Raw genomic sequence first — 17315 nt, forward strand, 5'->3', positions numbered from 1 at the left:
CCGAGCGCACCGCCAGCCCCGCGCCGACGGCCGCGGCGGCGGCGGCCATGCCGACCGCCGCGCCGTTCTCGCGCAACAGGGTCGCCCACCAGAGCATTACCTGCGCGGTCGGCGGCAGCGTGGTCAGCGACTCGAACACCACCGCGAAACGCGGAATCACGAAAAAGGCCATGAACAGCAGGATCGCGATGCCGACGCCGATCACGACCGCCGGATAAATCAGCGCGCCGGTGACCCGCTTGCGGATCTGCTCGATCCGCACTTCGTATTGCTGGTAGCGCTTCAGTACGGCGGGCAACTGGCCGCTGTCTTCCGACGACGCGATCGTCGCGACGAGCAGCCCCGGAAAGACGTCGGGCTGTCGCGCAAGCGCCGCGGATAACGGCTGCCCTTGGTACATCACCGACAGGATCCGGTCGATCACCTGCTTCGACGCCTTGCCGGCATCGTTCTTGTCGCGCAGCGCCTCGAGCGCTTCGATCAGCACGAGGCCCGCATCGAGCAGCGTCGACAGTTCCTGGAGGAACAGCGCGAGCGCAAATTTCGGTGCGCGCTTGCGTCTGGCGAGGCGTGCGCGGCGAATGTCGAGCGCGACACCGCCTTGCGCCGCGATCCGGGCCCGCACGTCCGCTTCGCTCGCTGCTTCGATCGTCTGCAGGGCGACCTTGCCGTCGGCAAGCACCCGAACCTGAAACGATTGCATGGCTACCTCCGCCATTCGTCGAGCAACGCCGAGCTGGCGACGCGATTGCTGGTCAGCGTCTGGTACTCGCGCCAGACCTTGGTCGCATACGATTTGCGCACCGGTTCGCGCTTCGCCGACGATCCGGCGTTGTAGGCGCCGACGGCATTCCATGTGTAGCCGTGCCGTTCGATGAAGCCGGCGAGAATCGACGCGCCGGTGTCGATCGACGTACAGGGCTCGTTGATCAGGCGCCCGTGCGTGACGCCCGTCTTGATCAATCGCGGCAGGTGCGAGCTGTTGATCTGCATCAGCCCGATGTCGTAGGTGCCGTTGCGGTTGTAATTGATCGCGCGAGGATTCAGCGACGATTCCACTTTCGCGATCGCGACGAGCAGGAGCGGATCGATACCGTGCCGCTCGCCTGCCTGGGTAAAGCAATCCTTGGCTGCGGCGCCGGACGCGCAGACGGCGATCGCCGCCGCGACGGTCCAGCGACGCAGGCCCTTACATGCCGTAGACGAGGTCCGCATCGTTGCCGCTCCCTCCGACACGACCGTCCCGACCGAGCGACACGATCTCCGCCTCGCCGTCTCGGCCCGGCACGTTCCACTGATAGGCCCGGCCCCAGCCGTCCTTCGGCACGGCCTTCGCGAGATAGGGGCCGTTCCACCCGTCGGTGTTCTGCGGCTGCTTGACCAGCGCATCGAGCCCTTCGTCGGCGCTCGGATAGCGGCCCGTGTCGAGCCTGAACTGTGTGACCGCGTCGCCGAGCGTCTTCATCTGCGATTCGGTCGAGCGGACCTTCGCCTTGTCGACCTGCGAAAAGAGTTTCGGGCCGACATAGCCTGCCAGCAGCGCGATGATCAGCAGCACCACCAGCAATTCGAGCAAGGTGAAGCCACGCTGGCCTCGCTTCTTCGTCCATTTCGGATAGTTCGATTTCACGTTGTATGCCCTCGGTTTAAGTTCCGACGCGATTCGCGGGTCGGAGTGTCGTCGTATTGCGGACGACTGATGAATGGCGCGCTGTGGGGAAGGGGGCTTGTTCGGGCCCGAGCGCCGTTTGATAACGTCATTTTGCAAACGCGATGCAGGCGCCGCAATTTTCATGAAGGATGTCTCAACAAACTTCGAAACACGCCGCGCATGCACCCGTCGAGGACGGGCGAGCCGCACGCCTTTGGCGCGCGGCTCGCGGGATTCATGCGGGAATCCTTACTTGCTGCATGCGCCGAGATCCTTCCAGACCTTGCCGGTGTGATCGGCGCCGGTCGTCGCGGGCGAGCCCGGCACGTCGTTCTGGGTCCACCAGCGCGCCTCGTAGGTGCGGCCGCTGTGCTGCACCTTCGCGCCGCCCGTATAGGCCGTGCCCTGCTTCCACGCGGCCTGGCACTGCGCGCCTTCGCCGCCGCCCGTGCCGCCGGTCAGCTTGAACGTGACGGTTTCCTGCTTCAGCGTGCCGCCTTCGATCTGCGACGTCGCCACGGCCGTGTGCGCGCCGGCCTTCGCATTCGCGATGTCGACGCTCAGGTCGCCCTGCATCCGCATCGTTGCCGACTTCGAGCCGACCAGCGAATTGGCCGCGTCGTACACCTTCATCGTGACGCTGGTGTCCTTCGCGTGATTGAACTTCAGGAAGAACTTCGCGGTGGCCTTGCCGTTCTCGATCTTGAATTCCGGGTTGCTCGTGACGCTGAAACCTTCGTCGATGCCAGATTCCGGCTTCTTCTCGACCGTCGTCTCCGTGCGCACGATGCCGCTGCCGCTCTTGGCGAACACGTTGTTCGCGCCCAGCCCCGGCTCGATGCGCCCGTCGCGCTCGATGCCTGCCAGCAGGCTGGCCGACTGCACGCGGTTGATTTCCTTCGCGAGCAGCATCGGCCACATGTTGCGTTCGCCCTGTTCGGCCGTGCCGATCGTGACGGTCGTCTTCATCGACGGCACTTCGCCGCCCGACTTGAACACGCGGTTCATGACCTTGTCGCCGGCCTTCAGGTCGACGGTCGGCGCGATGGTGCCGACGGACGACCAGCTCGGCTTGCCCGGGTCGGTCGGGCCGCCGTCCGCCTTGATGTTGAGGTCGGCCACGTTGTAGAACATGCCGGCCGTGTCGCCGACGTGCCACGTGCTCAGCATCACGTGATGGCCGGTGCGGTCCGACGGAATCGTGCAGTTGTGCGGCCCGATCGCGTCGGCCTTCTGCATGCCGCCGTCGACCGTGCAGAACGGCGTCAGGTCGAACTGGTCGCGCGTCAGCGGCAGGTTCGGGTTCCAGCCCTGCTTCGTCAGGTAGTACTTGAAGTTCTTCGTCACGTGCGGCGCTGTGAACGTCCACTTGAACTGCTGCGCGCCCGGCTTGATGTCGTTGGTTTTCCAGCGGTCGACGGATTGCTCGTTCAGTTCGCTGAACTGCACGACGCCGCCGCTTGCGAACTGTCCGTCGGGCGCACCGGCCTGAGGGAAGCCCTGCTTGCCTTCGACGCTTTGCGGTTCCCAAGTGACCGAGCCGCAGTTGAAGTTTTGCGCCGGGCCCTGCTTCGAGCTGCACATCAGGTTGCGCGACGGCGGATCGGAGAGGTAGCCGTGCGCGAACGCATGTTGCGCGAAGAACATGGATGCGCATGCGACCAGCGGCGAAAGTTTGAAGAGCGTTCGGCTCGCGGTGTGTTTGTTCATGGTGTGTAGGAGATGGATCGTATCTGTCGGTACTGCTTTCGAAAGAGCGGTTGATCGAAGCCGGCACGGTGCCCGGCGTTTGCGCGTCGTGCATCGGGTGGGATGCGACACGGGTTGCAGTTTCCGCGAGCGCGGCGGGGGCGAGAATCTTCCTGAACGATTCATCAAGAATCCGGCTGCCGGTTTCCGAAAAGCCGGCATTTCTTGAGACATCCTTGAGATTGATTGGCGCGAGGCGGCAGGGAAAAAACAATGCGACGGTCGATTCAGACACTCTTTCAATTTCTCAAGGATGACGATCAAATTGCGCCTGAATAAACTCAACCTCAATCCGTCGCGTATCGGCGTTGCATCCGGCCGCACCCAGACGCTTGCATTCGCGACGATCGCCACGGCCAGCGCGCTGTGTTTCGCGAACGCCGCGTTCGCCGCTCCCGGCAAGCCCAGTCTCAAGCAATACGAAATCACGTCGAAGCCGCACGGTTTCGTCGAGATCGATCTGCAGAGAGCGGGCAGCGCGCCCTACAAGGACCTCGTCAAGCTCAACAAGAAGGTCGACGTGCCGCTGCCGTTCGACATCTGGAGCAACGGAACGGCCGTGAAGGCGGTCGCGGTGGTCGACGGCGCGGTCGATGCCGCGTCGGAACTCAAGCTGACGCCCGGCGGCACCCAGAGCGGCACCGTCATCGCCAACGTCAAGACGCCGGGCGTGAAGAAGATGCAGGTCCGGGTGATCGACGCGAACGGCGCGTCGACGGACAGCGCGCCGATCGACGTGGTCGTGTTCGACACGATTCCGGAACTGGCCGATACGCTGCCCGACAACGCGAGCAAGGCGCACAAGCGTTTCAAGAACACGTCCGGCTCGGTGGTCGGCACCTACTTCGCGACGTGGTCGGTCTACGACCGCAAGTTCAACGTCGACAACGTGCCGGTCGAGAACCTCACGCACATGCTGTATGGCTTCGTGCCGATCTGCGGCGGAGCGAACATCAACGCGTCGCTCGCGCGCGACGTGCCGAATTCGTTCCGCGCACTGCAGCAGACGTGCGCGGGGCTGCCCGACTTCAGCGTGGCGATCCACGATACGTGGGGCGAGATGGGCATGACGCTGCCCGGCCAGACCGCGAACTCGAAGCTCAAGGGCGTGCTTGGCCAGATGATGGCCGCGAAGAAACGCAATCCGGACCTCAAGATCCTGCCGTCGATCGGCGGCTGGACGCTGTCCGATCCGTTCTTCCAGCTGCACGACCCGGCCAAGCGCAAGGTGTTCGTCGATTCGACCGAGCAGTTGCTGCGCACCTGGAAGTTCTTCGACGGCGTCGACATCGACTGGGAATTCCCGGGCGGCAAGGGCGCGAACGGCGCGATCGGCAATCCGCAGACGGACGGCGCGCTGTATGTGACGCTGATGAAGGAACTGCGGCAGATGCTCGACCGCGTGTCGGCGGACACCGGCAAGACCTACGAGCTGACGTCGGCGATCGGCGCGGGCAAGGACAAGATCGACGTGGTGAACTACAAGGAAGCCTCGAAGTACATGGACTACATCTTCGACATGACGTACGACTACTACGGTGCGTTCAGCCTGACGGAGCTGGGTCACCAGACGGCACTGCACGCGCCCGCGTGGCGACCGGACACCAAGTACACGACCGACAACTCGATCAAGGCGCTGCTTGCGCAGGGCGTCGATCCGAAGAAGCTCGTCGTCGGCGCGGCGGCATACGCCCGCGGCTGGACCGGCGTATCGGGCTACACCGACGGCAATCCGTTCACCGGCACCGCGAAGGGGCCGCACAAGGGGCAGTGGGAAGCCGGCATTCTCGACTACAAGAAGCTCAAGGCGGAGATGATCGGCCCGAACAACGCGGGCATCAACGGCTACGAGTACCACTACGACCAGACGGCCGAGGCGCCGTACGTGTTCAACAAGAGCACCGGCGAACTCCTCACGTTCGACGATCCGCGCTCGGTGAACGCCAAGGGCGACTACGTGCGCAAGCAGCAGCTCGGCGGCATGTTCTCGTGGGAAATCGACGCGGACAACGGCGACATCCTGAACGCGATGCACGAAGGTCTCGGCCACGGCGACGGCGGAAGCGGCGCGGAGAATCGTCCGCCGATCGCGAACGCGGGGGCGGCCATGACGGTCACCGGGCCGCAGACGGTGACGCTCGACGCGTCGAAGTCGCGCGATCCCGACGGCGACAAGCTGACCTTCAAGTGGGAACAGATCGGCGGCGATCCGCTGAAGATCGGCAGTCCGGACAGTGCGAAGGCGACGGTCGACGTGCCGGCGGTCAAGCAGGACACCCGCTACACGTTCCGCGTGACGGTGACCGACCCGGCCGGGCTGAAGAGTGCCGCGCAGGTCGTCGTGACCGCGCAGGCCGAAGCGTCGGTCGAGCCGCCGCCGGCCGAAAACCGTCCGCCGGTCGCGCGACTCAGCGGTCCGGCGCAGGCGGAAGGCGGTCAGGCCGTGGCCCTGTCGGCCGAGAAATCGACCGATCCGGACGGCGACAAACTGACGTTCCAGTGGACGGCTCCGTCCGGCATCGACGTGCAGCCTTCCGGCGCGACGCTGCGCTTCACCGCGCCGAAGCTTGCGAAGGACCAGTCGTTCACGTTCTCGGTCAAGGTCGGCGACGGCAAGCTGTCGTCCACCGCTCAGCACACGGTGCTCGTGAAGGCGACGGAGACGGGCGGCGGCAATGGTGGCGGCGGCAACGGTGGTGGCGGCAACGGTGGTGGCGGCAACGGCGGCGGTGGCGAAGGCGGCCAGTACCCGGCCTACAAGGCCGGGACGCAGTACAAGGCCGGCGACGTCGTGTCGAACCTGGGCAAGCTGTACCAGTGCAAGCCGTTCCCGTACAGCGGCTGGTGCTCGGGTGCGCCGGCGGCCTACGAACCGGGCAAGGGCTTCGCGTGGAGCGATGCGTGGACGATCTTCGGCAACGGTGAAGGCGGCGGTGAAGGCGGCGGTAACGGCGGCAATGGCGGCAACGGCGGCGGCGAAAGCGGCGGCAACCATCCGCAGTACAAGGAAGGCACCAAGTACGGCGCCGGCGACATCGTGTCGAACAACGGCAAGCTGTACCGTTGCAAGCCGTTCCCGTACACCAACTGGTGCTCGATGGCTGCCTGGGCCTACGAGCCCGGCAAGGGCACCGCGTGGGATCAGGCCTGGGAGGAACACAAGGACTGACGCCCGCTCCCCGGTTACGCCGGCCCGCGCTGCATGCCCGGGCCGGCGTCGAACCCGTATCCTCGAACCGGCATCGACCGATGCCGGCCCGGCCCTCGCCTCGTGCGAGGGTTTTTTGTTTCCGGCGGCCGCCGGGCCGCTATGCGGCGTCGTCCGTGCCCGCGCGGGTCATCGGCAAGTGCACGGTGAAGCGGCTGCCTTGCCGTGGCGCGGACGTCACGTCGATCGATCCGCCGTGGCGCTCGACGACCGTCTTGACGAACGGCAGCCCGAGCCCGACGCCGCCGCTTGCATCGCGATACGTGCCGTCCACCTGGAAGAACGGCTCGAACAGCCGCGGCATCGCCTCGGCCGGGATGCCGATGCCGTTGTCCGCCACGGCGATGGAGACGTGGCGCTCGTCGGAGGTGATCCATACGTCGACGACCGTGCCTTCGTCCGAATACTTGATGGCGTTGTCGAGCAGGTTGGTCAGCGCGCGGAGCAGCATGTCGCGATTGCCGAGCACGAACGCTTCGTCGCCGTCTTCATGCGGACCGTCGACGCGAATCCGCTTCGCGCCCGCACTGTGCCAGACCTGATCGACCGCTTCCATCGCCAGGTCGCTCGCGGACACCGGTATGTAGGCGCCCTGGTCGAGATGCTCCGCGCGCGAGAGCTGGGTGAAATCCTGCGCGACGCGCAGGCTGTAGTCGACGAGCTTGTGCAGGTCCGCGAGGAAATCGGGATCGGTCGAGCCGTCGGCGGCGCTGTGCTGCTCGAGCAGCGACAGCACGGTCGAGAGCGGATTGCGAAGATCGTGCGCCATGTGGCGCAGTGTCATGCGGTCGCTTTCGACCGCCGCCGTGATGTTGTGGATGTCGACGAGGCAGATCATGCTGGCCGTGGAGCGATGACGATCGCCGTCGCCGAACGGCGTCACCATCATCATGTGCGTGCGCGCGTTCAGCGTGAGTTCGGCCGAGTGGATCCGCCCGGTTTTCTTCGCGGCGAGGATGTTGTCGTAGGCGATGCCGATCACCTGCCGGGCGGCCGCATCGCCGTCGACGTCGATCGATTTCAGCATCGCGTTGCCGCGTTCGTTGCACATCAGCAGGCTGCCGTCCTGTTCGACGAAGATGGGATAAGGCAGCGTATGGATCACGTCGACGTAGGTCGACTGCCATTCGCGGATGCGCGACATCGCCTGTGCGACGTCGTCGTCCGTCGGCGCCGCATCGTCGGCGTCGCCCGTTTGCGCAAGGCCCGCGAACGTGTGCCGGCCCGCCAGCCCGCGCAACCCGCGGTATTCCTTCATCAGCGCGGCGCGCAGGCTGCCTACGCGCCGCCAGCCGCAGACGGCGAAGATCGTCACGCACACGGCAAGCGACGGCCCGACCGGTGTCCAGTATGCGCCGTACACGAGCAGCGCCGTTTCGCCGGCGACGTAGGCAGCCAGCCACGCCAGCGCGAATCCGTACATGCGTCGGCCCGGCACGAGCAAGCAGATCAGCAGCATGCCGATCGCGACCGCCATGCTGACGACCAGCTGGATCCCGGCCGGCACGCGCCGCATCAGGTGCCCGTCGAGCAACGCTTCGGTGGCGAGCGCATCGACCTCGACACGCTTCACCCTTCCGCCGCTTCTCGTCGACAGATAGAACACGCCCGTCATCTCGGACATCCCGTCGCCGATGAATACGATACGGTCGCGCCATGCCGACGCGGGCACGCGGCCCTTCAGCACGTCGACGAACGAGTAGCTCGCGAGGTCGAAGCGCAACGGAAGGCCCAGCAGGATCGTGCCGTCTTCGACTCTTCCCATCCGGGTGACATGCGGCTGCACGTGGCGACGCACGTCGCTGTCCGGCAGCGGCGCGTTGGCGACGCGGATCGCCTGCAGGCCGACATGGGGAATTTCGTCGCCGCTGCTGCTTTTGACATAGGGCACGATGCCCTGCACCAGATGGTCGCTGCCCAGCACGATGCTGCGCTGGCCGATCGCCGCGGCCGCTTCCCGCAGCGACCGCGCCGGCAGGATCACGGTATCGGCCCGGTCGTGAACCGGCGACATCTGGGCGGGCAAGACCACGCGGCCGTGCCTCGCGATCGCGGCCGCCAGCACCCCGTCGTCCTGCGCCGGCGAGATCATCGTCATGTCGAGGACGACGCTCGACGCGCCGGCGACGCGATCCAGCACCCCCGCATAGGCCGTGCGCGTGTAGCTCCCGCTGCCGCCCAGTTCGGCGAGCGTCTTCTTGTCGACCATGATCACCGCGACCTTGTCGCGCGGCCCGCGATCGATGCCGGATGAAACGGCGTGCCAGTAGAGTCGATCCACGGGCGAGAGCAGCGTCTCGACGGCGGCGGTGCAGCTCAGTGCCGCAAGCGCGGCGACGCCGGTCAGCAGCAGCCATGTGGACGGGCGTGCCGACGCTGCGATTCCCGGAACCTGGCGGAGCCTGTCGAGCATAGGGCGGCGTTTCCTCGAACAAGATGTTGTTGGATGTCGACCGGGATGCTGCAGCGCCGGGCGCCCCGGGCAAACGATGCTTGCCGGTTCGCGCCATGCGGGTTTTCCCGTCGGGAGAGTCTAGCGTTGTTTGCGCCGTTCGGGAGCAGGCGGCGGGGCGAAATCGCTCCGGAACGAAACCGGCGGCGCCGGGCGGCGCGTTGAGAATGGGTTGAGGATGTTTGAGCGGGGAGCGGGGCGTCGCAACAATGCGGATTCCTTTCCATTCGCGCCGTTTGCGCCTTGCCATTCCATGATCGTGAAGAACCTCAGCCATGCCTTCGCACTGACCGCACTGACCGCGCTGTCCGCGGCCGTCGCGGCCATCCTGGTACCGTCCGGCGCATCCGCCGCTCCCGCGTACGCGCCGATCAAGCACTACCAGGACGGTGTCGAGCAATGCCTCGCGTGGCAGCCGGGCAGCGTCGATCCCGTCGTCGCGGCCTGCGACGGCGCCGCCGCGCAGGACTGGGCGTTCGTGCCGGGCGCGGGGTATTACCAGATCCGCAATGCCGGGGCCACGCAGGCGCGCGGCCAGGACATGTGCCTGCGCACCCGGGCCGGCAATACCGGCATGGGCGGCGTGTCGATCGACGCGTGCGCCGGCGGCGACGCGAAGATGTCCCAGTGGCGCTTCGAGACGGGGCCGGCCGGCCGTCTTGGCATGCTGAACGCGCACCGGATCTCGACGGGGCGAGACGAAGTGCTCGCGATCCGGGCCGGGAGCCAGGGCGTCGCGATGCAGTTCGCCCGCGGCGAGGCATCGGCGGCGTGGGTGTCGGCGGCGACGTTTGCGCCGCCGCAGCGCCCGCTGATGGGCAACAGGACGGCGCTGGTATTGACCGCGCACTTCGGCAACGCCGCGGCGAACGATCCCGGGATCATCCGCAAGGCCGTGTTCGGCGACGGCGACGACTATTCGTCGCTGCGCCGCTATATCGAAGTGGCGTCCCACGGCAAGGCCACGCTGGGCGGGACCGTGCTCGGCGACGTCGACCTGGGCGCCCGCCCGGCGACCTGCAGCTCGGGTGCGTTGCTCGACTCGGCCCGCAAGGCCGCGCTGGCGCAGGGCACCGATCCGGCGCGATTCGACTACCTGCTCGTCGATTTCTCGAAGCTCGGCAGCTGCGGCTGGGCGGGGCTGGCGGCGCAGCCGGGCAACTGGATCCTGTCGAACGGCAATGGCCACGGATACTGGATGTGGACACACGAATTCGGTCATTCGCTCGGCGCGTCCCACCCCGATTCGCTGATCGACTGCCCGACCGTCGGCGGCACGGTGCAGGTGGGTGCCGCGTGCCGCACGGGCAAGGTCGACGATCCGTCCGACACCGTCGGCGGCGGCGGCCGTCGCCTTTATCCCGGCAGCTACCAGTTGTTCTCCGGCTGGCTCGATCAAGCCCAGGTGCCGGAAATTCGCGAGTCCGGCACCTACAGGCTGATGCCGCTGTTCGGCGACCAGGCGGGTGCGAAAGGCTATCGCATCGCGCGCAGCGACGGCACGCAGCTGTGGCTCGAATTTCGGCAGCCGCTGCGCGGTTTCGACGACTGGAAGGCGGACGATCCGTTCGTCAACGGCGTGATCGTGAGGACCGTCCGGTATCAGGGCAGCTCGCTGAAGAATACGCTGGTGGATACGACGCCCGGCAGCGCCGGCGGCATGAAGGATGCCCCGCTGATGCCGGGTCACGCGCTGCACGACACGCTGTCCGGCAAGATCGTCACGGTGAACTCGGTCGGGCCGGACGGCGCCGTGGTCACCGTGAAGAACGATGGCGTGCTGCTGCCGGAGGCCGCCATCACGGGGCCCGCGCAAGCCGATGCGAACACAACGGTCACGTTGTCCGGCGACGCATCGGTCGGCGATCGCCTGCGATACCGGTGGAGCGCGCCGGCCGGCGTCGCGCTGGAGCAGAACGGCAGCCGTGCGAGCGTGGTCGTCCCGCCGGCCGACCGGGATCGCGAGTACGCGTTCGGGCTGACCGTGATCAACGGCAACGGGTATGCGGCCGGCACGACGCACGTGCTCAAGGTGAAGGCGCAGGAGGCGATTGCGCCGCCGGGCGCGTCGATCGCCGGCCCGACACGGGCCGTGGGCGGCGAACGCGTCACGTTGTCGAGCGCGCAATCGACCGGGAAGGGCCTGTCGTACGCGTGGACGAGCCCGCCCGGCGTGCAGCTCAGCCAGCAGGGAGCGACGGCGAGTTTCGTCGCGCCGAAGGCCGGGAGCGAGCGCGGATATGACTTCCGCGTGACGGTGACCGATGTGCAGAACCGCCAGTCCGTGGCCACGCACCGTGTGACGGTCCACGCCGATGCCGGCGAGGCGGTCGAGTCATGGGATCCGAAGCGGACCTACGCCGCCCCTTGCCAGAAAGTCGCTTACGCCGGCAAGCGCTGGATGAACGGCTGGTGGGTGCTGGGCGACGTGCCCGGCCAGGGCGGCGAATGGGGCCCGTGGCGCGAATTCGGGGTGGCCAACATGCATGCGCAGTGCAAGGTCAAATGATCGAGGGCGCGCGCCGGACGGGCGGCGAAGCACCCGTCCGGCTGCCGCGCGTGCGATGGCCGGAATTCCGGCATCGGCCGGTGGTGCGCCTGCTCGCGGCCCCGTTGCGCACGGCGAGGTGCCGGTTTCCTCGCTCCTGGGCAGCAAACCGGGCGCAGCGATCAATGCCTGCCGCAGTCCCACGCAAGGTTCGGCCGGAACGCAGTTCTACGTAATTCTACGTAGCTCCGCGTACGTAGTTAACCGCTTGTAAGCCTCCCCGGTCACACGGAATACTACGGCCCATCGCCGCGGCCTTTGCGAGACCGCGGCACGACGCATCGACGTCACGCGGGTTCGGCGCCTCGCCGCATCCACTCAAAAACACATTGGAGACCAGGAGACGCCATGAATCGGGCTTCCAGTACCCTGCTCTGGATTGCGGTCGCGCTGCTCGGCGCGTTCGCGTTCGGCACGATCGCACTCGCACACGGCGAGCGCGTCAGTGCCCTCTGGATCGTGATCGCCGCAGTCTGCGTGTATCTGATCGCGTATCGCTTCTACAGCCGTTTCATCGCCAGCAAGGTCATGCAGCTCGACGGGCTGCGGATGACGCCGGCCGTCAAGTACAACGACGGCCTCGACTACGTGCCGACCAACAAGTACGTGCTGTTCGGCCATCACTTCGCCGCGATCGCCGGCGCCGGCCCGCTCGTCGGGCCCGTGCTCGCCGCGCAGATGGGCTACACGCCCGGCATGCTGTGGATCCTGGCCGGCGTCGTGTTCGCCGGCGCGGTGCAGGACTTCATCGTGCTGTTCATCTCGACGCGCCGCGACGGCCGTTCGCTCGGCGACCTCGTCAAGATGGAACTCGGCACGGTGCCCGGCGTGATCGCGCTGTTCGGCGCGTTCCTGATCATGGTGATCATCCTCGCGGTGCTCGCGCTGATCGTCGTGAAGGCGCTGACCAATTCGCCGTGGGGCACGTTCACCGTCGCCGCGACGATTCCGATCGCGCTGTTCATGGGTGTCTACACGCGCTACATCCGTCCGGGCCGCATCGGCGAAGTGTCGATCATCGGCTTCGTGCTGCTGATGGCGTCGATCGCGTTCGGCCAGCACGTGCACGATTCGCCGACGCTCGCCGCGTGGTTCACGTTCACCGGCACGCAGCTCACGTGGATCCTGATCGGCTACGGCTTCGTCGCGTCGGTGCTGCCGGTGTGGCTGCTGCTCGCGCCGCGCGACTACCTGTCGACGTTCCTGAAGATCGGCACGATCCTCGGCCTCGCGATCGGCATCCTCGTCGTCGCGCCGGAACTGAAGATGCCCGCGCTGACGAAGTTCGTCGACGGCACGGGCCCGGTATGGTCGGGCAACCTGTTCCCGTTCCTGTTCATCACGATCGCGTGCGGCGCCGTGTCGGGCTTCCATGCGCTGATCTCGTCGGGCACGACGCCGAAGCTGATCGACAACGAAACCAACGCGCGCTTCATCGGTTACGGCGCGATGCTGATGGAATCGTTCGTCGCGATCATGGCGCTGGTTGCCGCGTGCGTGATCGAGCCGGGCATCTACTTCGCGATGAACGCACCGGCCGCCGTGCTCGGCTCGACGCCGGAAGCGGTGGCCAACACGGTCACGCAGTGGGGCTTCGTGCTGACGCCGGACATGCTGACGCAGACCGCGAAGGCCGTCGGCGAAACGACGATCATCGCGCGCGCGGGCGGCGCGCCGACGCTGGCCGTCGGCATGGCGCACATCCTGCACCAGGTGATCGGCGGCGAAGCGATGATGGCGTTCTGGTATCACTTCGCAATCCTGTTCGAGGCGCTGTTCATCCTGACGGCCGTCGACGCCGGCACGCGCGCGGGCCGCTTCATGCTGCAGGACCTGCTCGGCACGTTCCACCCGGCGCTCAAGCGCACCGAGTCGCTGCCCGCGAACCTGGTCGCCACCGCGCTGTGCGTGGCCGCGTGGGGCTACTTCCTGTACCAGGGCGTGGTCGATCCGCTCGGCGGCATCAACACGCTGTGGCCGCTGTTCGGCATCTCGAACCAGATGCTGGCCGCGATCGCGCTGGTGCTCGGCACTGTCGTGCTGTTCAAGATGAAGCGCGAGCGCTACGCGTGGGTGACGATCGTGCCGACCGCGTGGCTGCTGATCTGCACGCTGACCGCCGGCTGGCAGAAGATTTTCGACGCGAACCCGAAGGTCAGCTTCCTCGCGCACGCCGCGAAGCTGCAGGCCGCGGTGGACGAAGGCAAGGTGCTCGCGCCGGCGAAGTCGATCGCGCAGATGAAGCGGATCATCTTCAACGACTACATCGACGCGGCGCTGGCCGGGCTGTTCATCTTCGTCGTCGTGGCGATCGCGGTGTACGGTGTGCTCGCCGTGCTGCGCGCGCGCCGCGAGTCGAAGCCGACCGTGCGCGAGACGCCGTACGAAGCGATGCCGGCCGCGCAGGCGCTCGGCAGCGGACGTTAAGGGGGAGGCCGCGATGTTCAGCGATCTTGGCAGCGACCTGCGCAGCGCGGGGCGTTACCTCGGGCAGGCGTTGCGGCTGATGGTCGGCCTGCCCGACTACGACACCTACGTCGCGCACATGCGCGAGACCCATCCGGACCGCGAGCCGATGACGTACGAGGAATTCTTCCGCGAGCGTCAGAATGCGCGGTACGGGTCGGGAGCAGGGAAGTGCTGTTGAGCGGTTGAAACGGCAGGAAAGAACGAAAAGGCGTCATGGCGTGAAAGCCATGACGCCTTTTTTTCATGCCGACGCAAGGCGACCGGCTCGTGCAGCGCATGCCGTCGCGTGCGGCCGTCAGTCGTTGTCGTGACGGAGCGCAAGCACCGCGGCGAGCGCGATCAGCGTCAAGGCGACGGCGAAACCGGTCGCGCCTGCCGTGAAGCCGACGCGGTCGATCGCATACCCGGTCATCACGGGCATCAGTCCCGCCGGAAGGTAGCCGCCGATGTTCATGACGGCGTTCGCCTCGGCGCGCCGCGCGTCCGGTACGTGCAGGCCGATCAGCGTCAGGCCGCCGAGCTGCCCGAGTCCTTGTCCCGCGCCCGCGAAGAGCGCCGCCGCGACGAGGACGGCGGCCGACGACGCATGCACGGCGATGCACAGCATCACCATCGACAGCATGGTGGCGACCGTGCCGGCAACGAACGTCGTACGGATCGATCCGCGCCGTGCGACGAACTGGACGCCGGTAGCGGCGATGAACATCGCGCAGGCCATTCCGCCCGCGAGCAGCGGGCTGCGCACGTGAAGCAGGCGTGCCAGCAACGACGGGCCCAACGCAAGCACGAAGGAGGTCGCGGTGATGCCCGGCCCGAACACGGCGACACCGCTGGCGACATGGCGCCGGTTGTGAACCGGCACGGACGGCAGACGTAGCGGCGGCGCGTCGCCTGGCGCCTGCGCGGGCCGGTTGCGCGGCAACCGCAGGGCGACGGCCGACGCGCTCAGCAGGATCACGAACTCGACGCCGAAGACGAGGGCGACCGGGTGCGCGGCAGTTTGCGCGGCAATCCCGGCGAGCAACGGCCCGAGCCCCGCGCCGAGCACCATGGCGACCGACGCGAGCAGCGCGGCCTTGCGCCGCTCGGTGCCCGCGAGATCGATCACCGACGCCATGCCCGCCGACACGATCACGCCGACCGCGATGCCCGTCAGCAAGCGGGCGACGGCGAGCATGGCGACGGACGACGCGGTCGCGAACAACGCGCACGCGATCAGCGCCGCGGCGAGGCCGGGCAGCAGGACCGGCTTGCGCCCGTAACGGTCCGAAAGCTGGCCGGCGACGAGCAGCGTACCCAGCAGGCCGGCGATGTAGAGCGCGAAGATGACGGTCAGCGTGCCGGACGAGAAACCGAGTGCGCGCTGCCAGGACACGTACAGCGGCGTCGGCGAGTTGGACAGCATGAACACGGCGGTGATCATCCAGGCGGCGTGTGCCATGCGGGGCACGGAGCGCGAGCCCGCGGGGCGCGATTGGGGGACGGCGGTGTCGGACATGAACGCACTCCTTGTACGAGTTTTTTCGAACTATAGCTTAGTTCGAAAAAACTCGTACAGGGTGATATGCTTGCCGACATGAAACGAACCCACCCTGAACGGGCGGCCGGCCTCGCGCCGGCGCCTGCGGATTTGCCCGATCCGCTGCCGGAGCCGGACGTCGCCGAGCTGCGGCTCGAAACCATTCTTGGCGCGCTGGCCGATCCGTTGCGACTGACGATCGTGCGGAAACTGATGCTGGAATCCGAGGCTTACGACCATCCTTGCGGCTGGTTCGGCTTCGATCGCCCGAAATCGTCGCTCACCCATCACTTCAAGGCGTTGCGCGACGCGGGCGTGCTGCGCCAGCGTCAATACGGGCTCGAGCGGCGCAGCCGCGTGCGTACGGAAGATCTCGATCTGCGCTTTCCCGGCCTGCTGAAGCTCGTGGCCGAGTGGGCTCCTCCGGCAGACAACGACGGTTGACGGCTGGTGAGGGTGGATGAGCCGTCCGGCGGGACGCGCCGGTTCGCCAAGCGGCGGCGAGCGTGACGCACCGGGCGCGCTGCGCCGCGGAGCCGTCCGTGTGCCGGGTTTGATCTGCCTGCAACCCGGCTTCGTTTCCCGGCCGGTATCATGTGAACCATTCACCCCGATGAACCCGCACAGGAGGAGCCCGTCGTGCATGCCGGTGAGCGTTTCAACAGCATTACCCATCTCGTCGGCGCGGTGCTATCGGTGGCAGGGCTGGTAACACTGGTGACGATGGGCGCGCTCGAAGGCGACGCCTACAAGGTGGTGAGCTTCAGCGTATACGGCGCGATGCTCTGCGTGCTCTACGCGATCTCGACGCTGTACCACAGCGTGCGTAGCCCGCGCCTGAAAGCCATCCTGCAGAAGTGCGACCACTCGGCGATCTACCTGCTGATCGCCGGCAGCTATACGCCGTTCACGCTGGTCACGCTGCGCGGCCCGTGGGGCTGGTCGCTGTTCGGCGTGAGCTGGGGGCTGGCCGTGTTCGGGATCGTCCAGGAACTGACGCTCGGGCGGCGCACGCGCATGCTGTCGATGATCCTGTACGTGGCGATGGGCTGGCTCGCGCTCGTCGCGGTACGTCCGCTGATTCACGCGCTGCCGCCGGTCGGCACCGCATGGCTCGTGGCCGGCGGCCTCATCTACAGCGCGGGCATCTACTTCTTCATCAACGACGAACGCATCCGCCACGGGCACGGCATCTGGCATCTGTTCGTGCTGGCCGGCAGCCTGTGCCAGTTCGTCAGTGTCGCGATGTACGTTGCGTGAGCGGAAGGCGGCGCCAGCCGCCGCCGGCGCCGAGTCGACCAGTCGCTGATCGGCGATCGTACCGGCACACGAGGCCGTCGTGTTCGCAACGCGGAAGTCGACGTATCGCGATGAATCCGGGGGCGTGCCCAGGAAGATCCGCCGGCGCGCGGCGCTGTTCGTCGTGACACGCTGTCGTGTCGGGCGAGTGAACTACTCGCCTTCCGCGACACGCATCCCGGCCGTGTGAGCGCCGACTTTCGGCACTTTGCCTGTGCTTGTCGCAATCCACCATATCGGCATGGCAGACGCGGATATCGCCACAGCCGCCAGCAACGCCACCCGCATCGCCACCGGAAACGGCTGCACGGTCGCGATGCATGCGCCGAAGATCGCGACACCGAGCGCCGACCCGCTCTGCCGCGCCGCGTTCAGCGCGGCCGCCGCCACGCCCGCGCGGCGGCGGTCGACCGTCCCGAG

At 67.0% G+C, this 17315-nt stretch carries 12 protein-coding genes; 6 read left to right on the plus strand and 6 right to left on the minus strand.

The features are described from left to right. The 4 genes from DPV74_RS29385 to gbpA all read right to left on the minus strand — a co-directional run. A partial coding sequence (locus DPV74_RS29385; protein WP_205571954.1) for a type II secretion system F family protein occupies window positions 1-703 on the minus strand: 703 nt, incomplete at its 3' end. 2 nt (window positions 704-705) lie between these two features. Next, the gene (locus tag DPV74_RS29390; RefSeq protein ID WP_027790297.1) at window positions 706-1215 is read right to left on the minus strand and encodes a lytic transglycosylase domain-containing protein; all 510 of its coding nucleotides are present in this window, start codon (window positions 1213-1215) and stop codon (window positions 706-708) included. Further along, window positions 1190-1630, minus strand: coding sequence for a type II secretion system major pseudopilin GspG (gene gspG / locus DPV74_RS29395; RefSeq protein WP_027790298.1), 441 nt, complete (start codon window positions 1628-1630; stop codon window positions 1190-1192). Before gspG ends, DPV74_RS29390 begins: the two co-directional genes overlap by 26 nt. Window positions 1631-1900: 270 nt before the next feature. Continuing rightward, window positions 1901-3361: an N-acetylglucosamine-binding protein GbpA gene (gene gbpA, locus DPV74_RS29400; protein WP_119338452.1), complete on the minus strand. Its 1461-nt coding sequence runs from the start codon at window positions 3359-3361 to the stop codon at window positions 1901-1903. Window positions 3362-3653: 292 nt separating this feature from the next. Here gbpA and DPV74_RS29405 point away from each other — a divergent pair, with 292 nt between their 5' ends. Beyond that, on the plus strand, window positions 3654-6569 hold the full coding sequence (locus DPV74_RS29405; RefSeq protein ID WP_119338453.1) for a glycosyl hydrolase family 18 protein: 2916 nt from the start codon (window positions 3654-3656) through the stop codon (window positions 6567-6569). A gap of 139 nt (window positions 6570-6708) precedes the next feature. Here DPV74_RS29405 and DPV74_RS29410 read toward each other — a convergent pair whose 3' ends face one another. Further along, window positions 6709-9021: an ATP-binding protein gene (locus DPV74_RS29410; protein ID WP_119338454.1), complete on the minus strand. Its 2313-nt coding sequence runs from the start codon at window positions 9019-9021 to the stop codon at window positions 6709-6711. 292 nt (window positions 9022-9313) lie between these two features. Here DPV74_RS29410 and DPV74_RS29415 point away from each other — a divergent pair, with 292 nt between their 5' ends. The 3 genes from DPV74_RS29415 to DPV74_RS29425 all read left to right on the plus strand — a co-directional run bounded on the left by DPV74_RS29415 (window position 9314) and on the right by DPV74_RS29425 (window position 14255). After that, entirely contained in the window at window positions 9314-11569 is a 2256-nt protein-coding gene (locus tag DPV74_RS29415; protein ID WP_240440036.1) for a carbohydrate-binding protein, read from the plus strand. Between the two features lie 387 nt (window positions 11570-11956). Then, window positions 11957-14035 (plus strand): carbon starvation CstA family protein, encoded by a 2079-nt coding sequence (locus DPV74_RS29420; protein ID WP_060174037.1) that lies wholly within the window; start codon window positions 11957-11959, stop codon window positions 14033-14035. A 13-nt stretch (window positions 14036-14048) separates the two neighbouring features. Next, complete coding sequence (locus DPV74_RS29425; protein ID WP_006480280.1) at window positions 14049-14255, plus strand: YbdD/YjiX family protein; 207 nt, start codon at window positions 14049-14051, stop codon at window positions 14253-14255. 117 nt (window positions 14256-14372) lie between these two features. Here DPV74_RS29425 and DPV74_RS29430 read toward each other — a convergent pair whose 3' ends face one another. Beyond that, complete coding sequence (locus DPV74_RS29430) at window positions 14373-15575, minus strand: MFS transporter (protein ID WP_346341816.1); 1203 nt, start codon at window positions 15573-15575, stop codon at window positions 14373-14375. Between the two features lie 78 nt (window positions 15576-15653). Between DPV74_RS29430 and DPV74_RS29435 the strand changes: the two genes are divergently transcribed. Together DPV74_RS29435 and DPV74_RS29440 are read left to right on the plus strand one after the other, a co-directional pair. Continuing rightward, complete coding sequence (locus DPV74_RS29435) at window positions 15654-16040, plus strand: helix-turn-helix transcriptional regulator (protein ID WP_119338457.1); 387 nt, start codon at window positions 15654-15656, stop codon at window positions 16038-16040. 195 nt (window positions 16041-16235) lie between these two features. Beyond that, a complete protein-coding gene (locus DPV74_RS29440) occupies window positions 16236-16856 on the plus strand; it encodes a hemolysin III family protein (RefSeq protein ID WP_021158676.1) in 621 nt (206 codons plus the stop codon). Window positions 16857-17315 lie beyond the last annotated feature (459 nt).

It is taken from the genome of Burkholderia sp. HAN2018, from assembly GCF_024704855.1.
Classification (GTDB): domain Bacteria; phylum Pseudomonadota; class Gammaproteobacteria; order Burkholderiales; family Burkholderiaceae; genus Burkholderia; species Burkholderia cepacia.